Source organism: Pseudoalteromonas sp., from assembly GCF_041613455.1.
Taxonomy (GTDB): domain Bacteria; phylum Pseudomonadota; class Gammaproteobacteria; order Enterobacterales; family Alteromonadaceae; genus Pseudoalteromonas.
In genome coordinates this window covers 37,456-51,714 of the sequence record NZ_JBFJHD010000005.1, presented here as the reverse complement: position 1 = coordinate 51,714, position 14,259 = coordinate 37,456, and the positions used below count along the sequence as shown (strand labels likewise).

Below are 14,259 nucleotides of genomic sequence, written 5' to 3'. Positions count from 1 at the left end.
GCAGTGTACCTTAATAAGTGCGGTATGTATTACCGCGTTAAAGCAATGGTGTTCTCTTGAACCTTATTGCCATTTAGACACTTACAACAATGCAGCCATTGTGCCAACTTTAAAATAATAATACAAAAAACATTAAACAGTAAAATTTACAGCTCTGAAAGCATCTATTTTAGGTATAAAAAAACGCACGGGATAATCGTGCGTTTTTGCATCCAGGGAGGCTTAAGCTACGTTTTTACACGGGATCTCCGCTTTAGTGTTTAGCTTTAAGATATATTCCATTGCCACTTCGTCACAGTTTTCTTTACGTAAACACAGCTCGCAATCTTTCATTACTTTTTCTGGTAAGCTGTCTTTGCTACAAAACGTAAAGCGCTGCTTTTCAAAAAAATCTGGCACACGTGTCAAAACTATTACTCTATTAAGTGCCAATTTTTTGGCTTTTGCTAACAAGTGTTCAACTAATTGTCTGCCTTGCCCTGAAACCACGCTTTGAGGGTCTATGCCTAAAGAGCGGATTTCAGCTAAGCCGGTATCGTAAATATACAACGAAGCACAGCCCGACACTTTGCCATTAATTTCTGTGACCGCAAATTCATTAATCGAATGCACCATATCACTTTTAGCACGTGGCAAGTTTTCGCCAACGGTGGCCCAGTGCTGCACCAGCTTAGCTATTGACTCCACATCGTCTAAATTGGCATCACGAACCGTTATTTGCTGTTTTTTTTTCGCCGCTTTTATAGCGCTCGTTACTTGCTCAAGCGATGTGCCGCCAAGTGCTTGACGTGCCTTAATACAGGCGTCAATTTCAAGTACAGGGTAGACATCTTGTTCAAATACTGCATTTACCGACTTATATTGTTCCAGCGACAACTGTTCGAGGGTTTTATTTTCGCTAATGGCTAACTGCACCAGCACACCGACAATATGATGTCCCTCTCTAAAAGGAACGCCTTTAGCCACTAAATAATCGGCAAGTTCAGTCGCATTAGCATGGCCGCCTTTCGCTGCGGCAAGGGTACGATCGCCTTTTACTTTAATTCCTTTAATACACGCTTGGGCCATATGAATACACGCAAGCCAGGTTGGCATGGCGTCAAATATGCCTTCTTTGTCTTCTTGCATATCTTTATTGTAGGCCAGTGGTAGCGCTTTTAAGGTCATCATCATGGCGCTAAACGCACCGAATACACGTCCTGTTTTACCACGGATCAGTTCAAGTGCATCGGGGTTCTTTTTCTGCGGCATCAGCGATGAGCCCGAAGTCACATTATCGGCAAGCTCAATAAAGCCCGCTTCACCCGAGTTATAAAAAATTAAATCTTCTGCCATACGTGATAGATGAATCATCGAAATTGAAGCACAACTCAATAATTCCACCACAAAGTCACGATCTGACACACCATCTAAGCTATTTTTAGTTGCGCCAGTAAAACCCAAGCCTTGAGCAAGTGCTTGGCGATCAATGGGATAAGCGGTGCCAGCTAATGCGCCGCTGCCTAACGGGCAAAAATTCATCCGTGCTTTGGCGTCTTGTAAGCGGCTTTCATCACGCTCTAGCATTTCTACATACGCCATACACCAGTGACTAAATAATACCGGCTGGGCACGTTGTAGATGCGTATAACCTGGCAAAATTGTCCCTAGCTCGCGTTCTGCGAGTGCTACAAATTCACCTTTTAATTGCGCAATGGCTTTTAAAATATGATCTGCAGTATCACGACACCACAACCTAAAATCGGTAGCGACTTGGTCATTACGGCTTCGGCCTGTATGTAATTTTTTAGCTAAATCACCTACTTTTTCTATTAAAGCAGCTTCAACATGTGAATGAATATCTTCAGCACCCGAAGTGGCAACCGCTTGTGGATTGGCTTTTACCTCTTCAAGTAGCTCATATAATGCTGTAACTAATGCTTTGTGCTCGTCACTTGAAAGTACATTAACTTGCTCAAGTGCCCCAGCCCACGCCACTGAGCCAATAATGTCTTGCTCTGCTAACTGGTAATCAAAAGGCAGTGAGTCGTTAAATTGCTTAAACGCCTCATCTGGCCCTGTAGAAAAACGACCGCCCCATAATGCCATGAAATCTCTCCAAACCCGCTAAGGCCCCTTGCTACAAGGGGCCGTAAAAATTACTTTTTAGTTAGTGCTGAAATTCTGCTTGAAAGCGAGAATAAACGAATAAAGCCTTCTGCATGTGATTGGTCGTACACATCATCTTCACCAAAGGTGGCAAACGCTTCACTGTATAAACTATTTGGTGATTGCTTTTGTACCGCAGTCACTTGGCCTTTGTATAGCTTAAGCACCACTTCACCGGTTGCAAGTGTAGATAATGCCTCGGCACCGGCTAAAATAGAGTCTTTCAGTGGAGTAAACCAGCGACCATCATAAACCAGGTGTGAAAACTCGCCGCCCAGCACTTCTTTCCACTTACGACTTGCTTTATCGAGTACTAACTCGTCAATCGCCTGCAGTGCCGCCATCATTACCGTACCGCCTGGGGTTTCGTAACAACCGCGCGATTTCATCCCTACTAAACGGTTTTCTACAATATCAACACGGCCTACACCGTGAGGCGCAGCAATATCGTTTAGTTTCACTAAGCAATCGTAAGGTTTTAGCTCTTCGCCATTCACCGCAACCACTTCACCAGCAACCACTTTTAATGTTACCAGCTCGGCTTTGTCTGGTGCTTGCTCTGGTGAGTTAGTCCACGTCCATACTTGCTCTGTTGGTTGGCACCAAGGATCTTCCAGCTCGCCACCTTCGTGCGATATGTGCCAAGCGTTGGCATCACGGCTATAAATTTTAGTCGCTGACGCAGAGCATGGAATATCACGCTCAGCTAAGTAATCAAGCAATGATTCACGGCTTGATAAGTCCCACTCACGCCAAGGTGCGATTACTTTTAAATCTGGGGCAAGGGCCGCAAAGCACGATTCAAAACGTACTTGATCATTACCTTTACCGGTACAACCATGCGAAAGTGCATCTGCACCAACTTTACGGGCAATTTCAACCTGCGCTTTTGCAATAATTGGGCGCGCCATCGATGTGCCTAATAAGTATGTGCCTTCGTAAATAGAGCCCGTTTTTAGCGTTGGGTAAATGTAGTCACTGACCATTTCGTCTTTTAAGTCAACTACGTAACACTCAGATGCACCTGATGCAATCGCTTTAGCTTCAACGCCTTCAAGCTCTTCTGCACCTTGGCCTACATCGGCTACAAACGCCACCACTTCACAACCGTAGTTTTCTTTTAACCATGGCACGATAGCCGACGTATCAAGACCACCCGAATAGGCTAAAACGACTTTTTTAATTGAACTCATAGGTGTTCCTTAACAAAATTTGGATTTAATAATGTAACTAACAGAGCATTTTGCGCATGCATGCGATTCTCTGCTTGTTGAATAATTTTAGATGCTGGACCGTCCATTACCTCTGAGGTAATTTCAAATTCACGGTGAGCCGGTTGGCAATGTAATACCGTGCTAGCACCTGTTTGCTCTAATAATGCTTTATTTAACTGATAAGGCATGTATTTTTCTTTTACTTGCGCAAGCGATCTAGTGTCTCCCATAGATACCCAGGTATCTGCGTAGACGACGTTTGCACCCACCGCCGCTTCTACTCTATCGCTCACCATCACTGAAGCGCCGTTCATGGCTGCTATTTGCTCTGCTTTTTTCAGTATTTGCGAATCCGGTGAGCTCCCCTTTGGAGTCACCGCTACAAAATCAGTACCTAAAGTAGCCGCAAGTAACATCAGTGAATGAGTAACGTTATTACCTTCGCCTAAGTAAGCCACTTTTAATTCACTCACATCTCCATGCACTTCTTGTAGCGTTAAAAAGTCTGCTAAGGCTTGGCAAGGGTGGTATAAATCACACAAGCTATTCACCACAGGCACCGATGAATATTCTGCTAAGGTGGTCAAGGTGCTGTGCTGGTTAACACGGGCAACAATGCCATCAGCCCAAGTAGAAATATTCAAAGCGAAATCTTGTACTGACTCACGGGCACCCATCGCGCCGTTTTGCTGATCTAAATACACCGCATGACCACCTAAACGGTTTATACCAATATCAAACGATAAACGAGTACGTAAGCTTTGCTTTTCAAATAACGTCACCACTGACTTTCCTGCCAGTGCCTGGTTATATTTTTGTGGGTTTGCTTTTATATCTTGCGCCAATTTAAGTAAATTAAGTGCGCCCTGCTGGTCTAACTCAAGACCCGTTAAAAAATGTTCTATCATGATAACCCTATGGTGTAATTTTAGTGCCAACATGCTCGCCTGCAAGCAAAGCTGTTAAGTTTTCTGGCTTTTGCCAGCTAGAAATATACACACCACGTCGTAAGTGTTGGGCAGCGTGAAGACTGGTCTTAACTTTGACCTCCATCCCGCCCACTATTACTCCTTCATTTATTAAGTTATCAATGTGTTGTGTGTTTAATTGATGTAACGGCTGCTTGTTTGCATCCAGCACAGCTGCGACATCTGTCATAAAAATAAGTTCTGCGTTTAAGTTATTCGCAATCGCTGCAGCCGCTTCATCGGCATTCACATTGTACCAAGTACCTTGCTCGTCAAAGCCAATCGAGCTGACAATAGGTAACCGGCCCAGTGCTAGCAATTCATTTACTATCGAGTCTTGGTTACTGCTGCATTCGCCAACTAAACACAGCGCTTTTAATTTTTGCGTAGCGCTAACCCCTGCTTCATAGAGGCTAAGCCCCACGGGTTTGTGACCTGCACTGATAGCTTGGCTCAACAATTGTTTATTGGCACAGCCCGCAAGCGCACCCACTATGTATGGCATTTGCTCAGCAGGACTAATGCGTAAACCTTGGTGCTTCGCAGTCGCAAAACCCGCTTCTTTGAGCCAAGTATCCACTAGCGCACCACCGCCGTGCACAATCACAAACTGTGCATTTTGTTGTTCATTTAATACATTAAATAATGCGTTAGCGGCGTTTTCGCTATTTAACACCGCACCGCCAAGCTTAATAACCCAGGTTTTTTTACTCATTAATGCGTTCCTTTTAAGGCTGTGGTGGGTGCTAATCCCAGCGATAAATTAATGCACTGCAATGCTTGACCTGCGGCGCCTTTTAATAAGTTGTCTATGGCGGCCATTACAATTAGCTGGCTGCCTTGCTGCTGCCAACCTATATCGACATAAGGTTGCTTTACAACCCCTTTAATGGATGGGATTTTATTGCCTAATAAGCGGATCAGCGGTTCATCTGCCAACACTTGATAGGCGTGTGTTACTTGTTCACTGGTAACGCCGGGTTTTAGCTGCACGTAAATAGTTTCTAAAATACCCCGTGGAAAATTACCTAAATGCGGGGTAAATAGTACACTGTGCCCTAGGTGCTGCTCTATTTCAGGGCCATGGCGGTGATTAAACAAACCATAAGCCGCCAACGATACCTCACAAAAATGAGTCCCGATGCTGGCTTTACGCCCCGCACCTGTCACGCCCGATACCGCATTAATAATAATGCTTTGTTCGCTCAGTAACCCAGCTTGTTGCAGGGGCTTAAGTGCATTTAGCGCTGCAGTCGGGTAACAGCCCGCCACTGCGACCAACTGCGCCTTAGCAATGGCTTCGCTATTCCATTCGGCTAACCCATAAGCCGCTTGCTGTAATAATTCAGGGTGCTGGTGCTCAAAACCATAATAGTTCACATAATCGTCATTACTGGCAAGGCGATAACCGCCTGACAAATCAAATACCTTTTTACCCATAGCTAAAAATTGCGGGGCTAAATCAACACTCACTTTATGATCGGTGCATAAGCAGATGTAATCGGCTGATTTTTCAATGTCGTTAAAAGCGGCATCGTTAAGCGGCAATAGAGGCTGATCGAGGAGCCCTAAATGTTCGGGGTATAAGTCGCTAAGCAGTTTATGTTTATCTAAGCTACCTGCCGATACATAACAGCCAGTTAAAATAAGCTTAGGGTGCTTAGCCACTAAACTTGCTAGCTCTGCGCCGCTATAGCCGCTGGCGCCAATAATCACTACATTCATTATTTACTCGTTATCTAAAAATTAGTTACTGCTTCTATACTTGGTTCGCTTACACTAGCTTACTGCTAGTAAATAAGGCTGTTAGTTAATGAATGTTGATTATCGTCGTATTTTCATGGCACTACTTAATATATTTATGCTTAAAAAGTGAATTGATATTCATCATAAATACTTTTATATTGTTATGCAATTAAATTAAATAATTATTTTGGATTTTTTTATGTCTTTGCCCTCATTTATTGCTATGTACCAACAACTCATTGCCGCCCCTTCAATTAGCGCCATTGAAGACAGCCTGTGTATGAGTAATAAAAATGTCATTGAACTACTCGCACAGTGGTGCGAAAGCCTAGGATTTAGCTGCGAAATTATAGAATTAGAAGGAGGCAAAGGTCGTTATAATTTATTAGCAAAACGCGGTACTGGCGAGGGTGGGTTAATGCTAGCCGGGCACACCGATACCGTGCCATTTGACGACAGTCGCTGGAATCATAACCCCTTTAAATTAACTGAGCATAATAATAAATTGTATGGCTTAGGTAGTATTGATATGAAAGGCTTTTTTGCTTTTGTGTTACAAGCAATAAGTGAGCTTGATGAAAAACAGCAGACGCAGCCAATTTTAATACTCGCCACCGCCGATGAAGAAACAACCATGGCCGGAGCGCAACAAATTTGTAAGCATCCAAACTTAAAGCCGGCACGCTGTATTATTGGTGAACCCACTGATATGACACCGGTATTTACCCACAAAGGGCATATGAGTACGGCTATTAGAGTGGTGGGCCGTTCGGGACACAGCTCCGATCCCGAACGCGGCATTAACGCCATTGAAGTGATGCATAAAGTAATCACAAAGTTACTGTTGTTAAAAGAGCAATTAAAGAATAAATATTCAATATCGCACTTTGAAATCCCCTACCCTACATTAAATTTGGGGAATATTCATGGTGGCGACAACGCTAACCGCATTTGCGGCTGCTGCGAAATGCATATAGATATGCGTCCATTGCCGGGTTTAAGTGTGCAAGAGCTGCAAGCGTTAGTAATTGATGCCACCCGCGACATAAACCAACAATACCCCAATGCGGTTACTGTGATTGATTTACATGATCCCATTCCCGCGTTTAACGGCAGCACCGACAGCGCACTCGTTAAACTCGCCGAAAAAATAGCGGGACAAAAAGCCATTGCGGTCAATTACTGTACCGAAGCGCCATTTATTCAACAACTTGGTTGCGAAACCATTGTGATGGGGCCAGGTTCAATCAAACAAGCCCACCAGCCGGATGAGTATTTAGCAATGGAAAAAATTAAGCCCTCGCAACACATTATCAGCAATATAATTAAAGCGAGTTGCTTCAACCTTACTTAAAGCCCGTTGCTCACAACAAAAAAGGCGCTGTTGAATTCAACAGCGCCTTTTTTACACGTAAAGCGTTATTGTTACCGTTACATATATTTACTTAAATACTTTTTAAACACCGGATCGGTTTTTGCCAGCTCTTTTTGCTCGGCGAGTATCTCTTTTAAAATCACTCCCGACGTTAATGGGTTAGCAAGTACCACCCTAAAAACAACCGTAGGTTGATGATCGTATTGACTCGGGGTTAAGCGTGTACGCGATACAAATGAGCGCCCTGATTCACGTTGGCGTTTTTGCATACTGGCGGTAAAGCGATTCAGCGAGGCAAATATTTCTAAGCGAGTATGTGGATCGGCTTTTGCGATGGCCTGTTTAATTTGTTTGGGCACATAACGATACGTTAATAAACAGAGCTCAGGTTCGGAGATCAGCTCAAAGTCTTCATCGGCGTTGATTAAATTCGCAAAGTAACGGGCCTTTTTAATGCCCCGATCAATTAACAGTTCGTAGCCTTTACGCCCGATTACACGTAAGCAAGCATGCACTAACATTGCCATACCTGGGCGACTTCCCTCAAGAGTATGACTACCTAAATCTTTTGACCCTTTACGTAAAATATATTCGGCATGGTGTTCAATGGCATCGGTCGCACTGGGATCTTTAAATAATACCAACCCGGCTCCCATCGGCACATACATTTGTTTATGTGCATCAATGGTAATTGAATCGGCACGCTCAACCCCCTTGAGTAACTGGCGGTACGTATTAGATAATAGCGTAGCGCCCCCCCACGCAGCATCAACATGAAAATGACAATTTAACTCTTCACTTAAATCTGCCATTGCTTCAAGGGGGTCAATATTACCGGTTTCGGTGGTACCCGCCACGCCAATAATAGCCATCACCTTAATGCCCTGCGCTTCAAGCTCTAACGCTTTGTTACGCATCGCATTAACATCTACTTTATTGTTGTCGCAGGTTTTAATACCCACTAAGTTTTCCCGGCCAATACCTAATAAATCTGCCGCTTTACCGAGCGAATAATGGCCACGCTCTGAAATTAAAATAGCCAGCCCTTTGTAGCCATAGTGCAGCATTCCCGCAACTAGCCCTTGTGCACCTATACCTTTAAAATCACCATCAGGTTTTAATAGGCGGTTGCGGGCTATCCAAAGCGCTGTGATATTGGCAATGGTGCCCCCTGAGCAAAAGGCACCTAATGAGGTTTTTGCACTGTGCATCCATTTTGAATAAAACGCATCGTCTTGCGCGTAAACTAAATGATGCATCATGCCTAATACTTGACGTTCAAGGGGGGTAAATGCTTTAGATGTTTCTATTTTTACTAAGTTTTGATTTAGCCCCACCATTAACTTTGATAATGGTAATAAAAAATGCGGTAACGCAGACGTCATATGACCAATAAAGCTTGGTGCAGCAGTATGCACCGAGTGGGCCACAAGTTGCTCCATAATATCTTGCGCATAAGCTGAGACAAATGTGGGGTTTTCGGGGATCACCGCCGATTGAAAGTCTTTTTCAATTTCATGCAATGGTTTTTCAATTGCGGCAATATTTTCGTTTAAAAAGCCCGCTAAATTGCTCGATATTTCAAGCTCTATTTTGCTTAAAGTAGAGTCTGGCGCTTCAGGTACAGTAAATATACGCTTAAGGCTTTCTTTAGAGGCGACGGCAAAACGCTTTTGATCCATCTTCATACCTAGTGTGTGGCTAAAAATCGCCTGCATATCTATTAAACAGCTAAATTTGCGTATTTTTTAAATAACAGGGTTTCTAATAAGTTGCGCTAACTTTACTGCAATCTAAATAAAATGTCTCGTTTAAAGCCATAAAAACGCTAAATGACATGACAAAAAAATGAAAAATTGCCTACTTTTTATCTTTTTTTATAAAAGTGTATTAAGTCGTTGGGCATTTACTTTTTTTCAGTATAATTAATTTTAACAATAAAAAGGGAATATTATGCTGCTGGAAAAGTTGAGGAAAAGCACGGTTACTTGTGGTTTTATGTTGTTTTTAGCCAGCTTAATTAGCTGTGTATATTATACCTATAGCGTTATTCAGCGCGATACAATTGCAGCCATCGATAACCGCCTAATTAATGCCGCTATTAGCGCCAAACACATTTTAGGTGATGACTATCATGCTCAAGTGAATCAAACGCAAAGCATAAATTTTGCAAATTACGAACGAAAAACAAAGCAACTCTCCGAGCTGGCTCAGGCTCTCGATATTGCCTATGTATACTCCATGGTGTTAATAAACGACAAAGTATACTTAAGCGCCTCCAGTTACACCCAAGAAGATCAAAATAATGGCCTAGTTACTCAGTTTTTAGATTTATATCCAGAGGCAACGGCCACTAACATCGCCGCTTTTTTATCGACCGAGCCGGTGTTCGAAATCGCAACTAATCAATGGGGCAATTTTAAAGCGGTTTATGTTCCACACATAGATAAAAATGGCATTAGTTACTTAAGCGGTGCCGCAATTCGCCAACAGTCGGTAAAGCAAATGTTAGCTCAAAGTGCATTAGTACCTGCGCTGTTAGCCGGCTTCTTTTTGCTCATTAGCATACTCGTCGTAGTGATGTATAAATACCTCGCTAAACGCGCCGCCATGCGTGATTCTGGCACCGGGTTTGAAAACCACATAGCACTTGAAAAACACTTTGCCAATAGCTCTGTCCACCACATGCAAATGGCTATTATTTGGGTGCATGAAATTGAAAATATTAACCGTTTTTATGGCACCAAAGTGGGTGATAAAGTGATGAAAAAGTTACTCACCTATTTCCAGCAACATAGTGCTAAAAACTACCGAGTATATCGAATTGCGACAAACAAGTTAGTGTTACTTACTGCAAAGGATACCCCGTATGATGAGCTCACTAATTTAATTTTATCGTATAATTTTAACACTCCATTTTTAGTCGAACCCTTTATTTATATTTCCCTGCGTGCCGGCATTGCACGGGGAAATAAATCATTACTGCTTAAAAATGCCCATATAGCGGCATTACAAGCTAAGCAAGGTAATCATCATATTGTCAATTATTCGGAAGCTGTAAACGACTCCAAGGCGCTGTACTTGTATAACCTGGAAATAGCGCATGAAGTGCGTGAAGCATTTGACAATAAGCGGGTTGTCCCTTACTTTCAAGCCGTTATAGATAATCACACCAAGCAAACGCTGCATTATGAATGCACGCCACGTATCGTCACCGCGCACGGTGAGATTTTAACTCCCGACGCCTTTACGCATACCGTGCAACGCTTACGAATGGACGGGCTATTAACCCATCGTTTATTTACACAGTGCATTAACCGCTTTCGTAAAACCCAAGTTAGCTGGAGCTTAACGGTTTCTATTCAGGACATTTTAGACCCAAATATCAATGAATATATTGCCAATGAGTTACAACGTTATCCCCATCCGGCCAACATCACCTTGGTATTATTAGAGCCGCACGTTATTGCTAATTACTTAAGCGTAAGAGCCTTTATTACGATGATAAAAAGTAAGGGAATTAAAGTGATGATCCATAGTTTTGGCAATGACTTTGCGAATACATTGAATATCTTGAAGTTGGAAATTGACGGTATCAAACTAGATGGGATGTTAGTAAAGCAAATAGTTCACGATAAAAACACCGCGTTGTTCGTCACCCACACAGCGGCTACCGCGAAGCAACATGGCATACAATTAATCGCCACTATGGTAGAAAATAAGGCCATCGCGGATGCGTTGCACAAAGCAAATGTGACGCTGATGCAAGGCAATTATATTGCGCAAACAACGTCACATGTAAACCCGTTAAGCACTCACAGCGGGCATTAAGTTAATCACCAGCCGGTGGCTTTGCTGGCCACTCGCCCAATATTTACGTTCAAACGGTGTGATCGCTTCGCTCGATTCATAAAGCGACACCTGACACGGATTGCCAGTGAGCTCAAGCGCTCTGGCAAACTCCTTCACGTAAATATCCCAATTACTACGTAGCTCTAACTTCCCGCCAAGTTTTACAATAAACGGGAAAATAGCCGCACCGTGCCAGCGCCGTTGAATATGCTTAGCTTTAGGCCACGGGTTAGGATAAAGCAAATAATGGTGGCTAGGCTGCCAATTTGCCGCCACCGCTAAACGCCAAAAGTCATTTAAGTCAGCTTGCACCAAAATATACTGACCACTGTCGGTTTGCTTGTACTCAACATCATGCTTTTCTAAGCGATGTGACGACTTATCAATACCAATCACGAGCGCATCCGGGTGACGTTTAGCTAAATTTGCAGTACTTTCACCCACGCCACAGCAAGAGTCTAAAATAATGTTGCCGTTAAATGCCTGTACTTTTGCATTTACCTCGTCAAAGGCTGTTTGGGTATGCGCGGCAATCGGCTTTTTAAACGCTGCCGTTAAATGTTTATTAACTATTTCATCCAGCTTTTCATGCAGCCCGGCTTGATTAGATACAATACTTCGCGAATTAGCGTCACTCATTAGTGTCTCAGCCCCACACCTTTTTTAATTAATGTTAGTGCCCATGTAAATAACACGGTAATAAACACAAGGATCACTCCAAGAGCAACACTTAAATCCACATCAGAGACACCTAAAAAACCATAACGAAACGCATTTACCATATAAATAATCGGGTTTGCCTGCGACACGCCCTGCCAAAACTCAGGTAATAAGGTGATGGAGTAAAATACCCCCCCTAAATAGGTTAACGGCGTTAAAATAAAGGTAGGTATAATACTAATATCATCAAAGCTATTGGCATGAATGGCGTTAATTAAGCCACCTAATGCAAACACCGCTGAGGTTAATATTACTGTGGCCATAATCACAAAAATATTATGTATTTGAATATCTACAAAAAATAATGACACACAGGTAACAATGAAACCCACCATCATGCCGCGCGTCATGCCGCCGCCCATGTAACCGAGTACAATAATATAGTTAGGCACTGGGGCGACCAACAACTCTTCAATGCTTTTTTGAAACTTTGTAGAGTAAAAACTAGAGGCGACATTTGAATAAGAATTCGTGATCACCGACATCATAATTAACCCCGGCACTATAAATTCCATGTAACTAAAGCCCCCCATTTCACCTATACGTGAACCAATTAAGTTACCAAAGATAACAAAATATAAGCTCATGGTGATCGCTGGCGGTACTAAGGTTTGCACCCAAATACGTAAAAAACGAATACATTCTTTGATCCAAATACTTTTTAAGGCTACGCCATATTTAAACATCTACTTGCCCCGCCCTTGTTCTAATAATCCAACAAACAATTCTTCTAATCGATTCGCCTTGTTACGCATACTCAGTACCGTATTGCCTTGTGCGGTTAGCGCACTAAACACCGCATTTAAGCCTTGTGATTTCGCCACTTCAACCTCAACGGTATGCTCGTCGGTCATGGTAAAGCGATAGCCTTGCAGGTCGACTGGTTGCGCCGGCGTTTTCAAATCTAAAATAAAAGTTTCTTTATCTAGCTTAGCAAGCAAGGCTTTTATGGTGGTGTTTTCGACGATACGCCCGGTATCAATAATGGCGATATTTTTACACAATAACTCAGCCTCTTCGAGGTAGTGCGTAGTTAAAATAATCGTCACGCCTTGCTCGTTTATTTGCCGTAAAAAGTCCCACATCGAGCGACGCAGTTCTATATCAACACCTGCTGTGGGCTCATCTAAAATAAGCAGCTTAGGCTCGTGCATTAACGCCCGCGCAATCATTAAGCGGCGCTTCATGCCGCCCGACAGGGTACGTGCTGGCTTATCTTTTTTATCTAGTAAACTCAGTTGCGCTAAGTACTTTTCGGCGCGTTTGTGGGCTTCAGCGCGTGGCACACCATAATAACCAGCTTGAGTGACTAAGATTTGGCTTAAGGTTTCAAATTGACTAAAGTTAAACTCTTGCGGTACCAGCCCTAGGTGTGACTTGGCCGCTTCAAGATCGGTGTCAATATCATGACCAAATACTTCGACCTTGCCTTGGGTTTTATTTACTAGCGAAGCAATAACCCCAATTGTGGTTGATTTGCCGGCACCATTTGGCCCTAACAGAGCAAAAAAGTCCCCTTGTTGTACCTGTAAATCTATGCCTTGAACGGCTTGTAACCCATTTTTATAAACCTTGGTAAGGCCTTCAATATTTAACGCGATATTTGGCTTATTCATTACTTACCCTCACCATAACCCCAACGCTTTGTTAGGTCATGTTTTATATTTAAATGATCTAAAATACGTGCCACCATAAAATCCACTAAATCTGCAATACTTTGCGGTTGATGATAAAACCCCGGTGACGCCGGCATAATCGTTACGCCTAAACGCGCAAGCTTAAGCATGTTCTCAAGATGAATTGGATTAAATGGCGTTTCACGCGGCACTAAAATGAGCTGCCCGCGCTCTTTGATCACCACATCTGCCGCACGCTCTAATAGGTTATCCGACGCGCCTACTGCAATCGCCGACACAGTGCCGGCACTGCATGGACACACCACCATTTTTTTCGGAGCAGCAGAGCCCGAAGCAACGGGGCTAAACCAGTTATCTTTGCCATATACTTTTAACTGCTCTGGCTGAGCGTTAAATAACGCGGATAATTGCTCGCTGGCTTTAGCTTCATTGGCAGACAGCTTAATATTTGACTCAGTATCGAACACCACTCGAGCGGCACTCGATATAAGCACATAGACCTGAAATTGTTGCGCTAATAACACTTCGAGTAAGCGTAAGCCATAAGGCGCGCCCGACGCACCGCTAAAGGCTAAGGTAATTTTATCTTTAAATTGCAC

The 14,259-nt window shown here is 43.1% G+C and carries 12 protein-coding genes; 2 read left to right on the top strand and 10 right to left on the bottom strand.

Going from position 1 to position 14,259, the window contains the following annotated elements:
• Nucleotides 1-222: 222 nt before the first annotated feature.
• Genes argH through argC form a run of 5 tightly spaced genes read right to left on the bottom strand, consistent with a single transcriptional unit; the run spans nt 223 to nt 6,055 of the window.
• Complete coding sequence (gene argH, locus ABYB02_RS01250) at nt 223-2,088, bottom strand: argininosuccinate lyase (protein WP_372760248.1); 1,866 nt, start codon at nt 2,086-2,088, stop codon at nt 223-225.
• Nucleotides 2,089-2,138: 50 nt separating this feature from the next.
• Nucleotides 2,139-3,341 (bottom strand): argininosuccinate synthase, encoded by a 1,203-nt coding sequence (locus ABYB02_RS01245; RefSeq protein ID WP_372760246.1) that lies wholly within the window; start codon nt 3,339-3,341, stop codon nt 2,139-2,141.
• Nucleotides 3,338-4,270: an ornithine carbamoyltransferase gene (locus ABYB02_RS01240; RefSeq protein WP_372760244.1), complete on the bottom strand. Its 933-nt coding sequence runs from the start codon at nt 4,268-4,270 to the stop codon at nt 3,338-3,340. Before ABYB02_RS01240 ends, ABYB02_RS01245 begins: the two co-directional genes overlap by 4 nt.
• A 7-nt stretch (nt 4,271-4,277) precedes the next feature.
• Nucleotides 4,278-5,045 carry an acetylglutamate kinase gene (gene argB / locus ABYB02_RS01235; protein ID WP_372760242.1) on the bottom strand — a complete coding sequence of 256 codons (768 nt, stop codon included), beginning with the start codon at nt 5,043-5,045 and terminating at the stop codon, nt 4,278-4,280.
• A complete protein-coding gene (gene argC / locus ABYB02_RS01230) occupies nt 5,045-6,055 on the bottom strand; it encodes an N-acetyl-gamma-glutamyl-phosphate reductase (protein WP_372760240.1) in 1,011 nt (336 codons plus the stop codon). The genes argB and argC overlap by 1 nt, the downstream gene beginning before the upstream one ends.
• Before the next feature lie 220 nt (nt 6,056-6,275).
• On the opposite strand from argC, the gene argE reads away from it, so the two are divergent.
• Nucleotides 6,276-7,430 (top strand): acetylornithine deacetylase, encoded by a 1,155-nt coding sequence (gene argE / locus ABYB02_RS01225; protein ID WP_372760238.1) that lies wholly within the window; start codon nt 6,276-6,278, stop codon nt 7,428-7,430.
• A gap of 77 nt (nt 7,431-7,507) precedes the next feature.
• On the opposite strand, the gene panP is transcribed toward argE, so the two are convergent.
• Entirely contained in the window at nt 7,508-9,133 is a 1,626-nt protein-coding gene (gene panP, locus ABYB02_RS01220) for a pyridoxal-dependent aspartate 1-decarboxylase PanP (protein ID WP_372760236.1), read from the bottom strand.
• 271 nt (nt 9,134-9,404) lie between these two features.
• Between panP and ABYB02_RS01215 the strand changes: the two genes are divergently transcribed.
• Nucleotides 9,405-11,282, top strand: a complete 1,878-nt coding sequence (locus ABYB02_RS01215) for a GGDEF domain-containing protein (protein ID WP_372760234.1) — start codon at nt 9,405-9,407, stop codon at nt 11,280-11,282.
• On the opposite strand, the gene ABYB02_RS01210 is transcribed toward ABYB02_RS01215, so the two are convergent.
• From ABYB02_RS01210 to ABYB02_RS01195, 4 genes are read right to left on the bottom strand one after another with little or no spacing between them, the layout of a single operon-like run.
• Nucleotides 11,259-11,942: a tRNA (guanosine(46)-N(7))-methyltransferase TrmB gene (locus ABYB02_RS01210; RefSeq protein ID WP_372760232.1), complete on the bottom strand. Its 684-nt coding sequence runs from the start codon at nt 11,940-11,942 to the stop codon at nt 11,259-11,261. The genes ABYB02_RS01215 and ABYB02_RS01210 overlap by 24 nt on opposite strands.
• Nucleotides 11,942-12,709: an ABC transporter permease gene (locus ABYB02_RS01205; RefSeq protein ID WP_372760230.1), complete on the bottom strand. Its 768-nt coding sequence runs from the start codon at nt 12,707-12,709 to the stop codon at nt 11,942-11,944. Before ABYB02_RS01205 ends, ABYB02_RS01210 begins: the two co-directional genes overlap by 1 nt.
• Entirely contained in the window at nt 12,710-13,639 is a 930-nt protein-coding gene (locus ABYB02_RS01200) for an ABC transporter ATP-binding protein (RefSeq protein ID WP_372760228.1), read from the bottom strand.
• A complete protein-coding gene (locus ABYB02_RS01195; RefSeq protein ID WP_372760226.1) occupies nt 13,639-14,259 on the bottom strand; it encodes a flavin prenyltransferase UbiX in 621 nt (206 codons plus the stop codon). The genes ABYB02_RS01200 and ABYB02_RS01195 overlap by 1 nt, the downstream gene beginning before the upstream one ends.

Coding starts and splice junctions, on each gene's coding strand:
- argH (WP_372760248.1), bottom strand. CDS start 2,088: ATGGCATTATGGGGCGGTCGTTTTTCTACAGGGCCAGATGAGGCGTTT.
- ABYB02_RS01245 (WP_372760246.1), bottom strand. CDS start 3,341: ATGAGTTCAATTAAAAAAGTCGTTTTAGCCTATTCGGGTGGTCTTGAT.
- ABYB02_RS01240 (WP_372760244.1), bottom strand. CDS start 4,270: ATGATAGAACATTTTTTAACGGGTCTTGAGTTAGACCAGCAGGGCGCA.
- argB (WP_372760242.1), bottom strand. CDS start 5,045: ATGAGTAAAAAAACCTGGGTTATTAAGCTTGGCGGTGCGGTGTTAAAT.
- argC (WP_372760240.1), bottom strand. CDS start 6,055: ATGAATGTAGTGATTATTGGCGCCAGCGGCTATAGCGGCGCAGAGCTA.
- argE (WP_372760238.1), top strand. CDS start 6,276: ATGTCTTTGCCCTCATTTATTGCTATGTACCAACAACTCATTGCCGCC.
- panP (WP_372760236.1), bottom strand. CDS start 9,133: ATGGATCAAAAGCGTTTTGCCGTCGCCTCTAAAGAAAGCCTTAAGCGT.
- ABYB02_RS01215 (WP_372760234.1), top strand. CDS start 9,405: ATGCTGCTGGAAAAGTTGAGGAAAAGCACGGTTACTTGTGGTTTTATG.
- ABYB02_RS01210 (WP_372760232.1), bottom strand. CDS start 11,942: ATGAGTGACGCTAATTCGCGAAGTATTGTATCTAATCAAGCCGGGCTG.
- ABYB02_RS01205 (WP_372760230.1), bottom strand. CDS start 12,709: ATGTTTAAATATGGCGTAGCCTTAAAAAGTATTTGGATCAAAGAATGT.
- ABYB02_RS01200 (WP_372760228.1), bottom strand. CDS start 13,639: ATGAATAAGCCAAATATCGCGTTAAATATTGAAGGCCTTACCAAGGTT.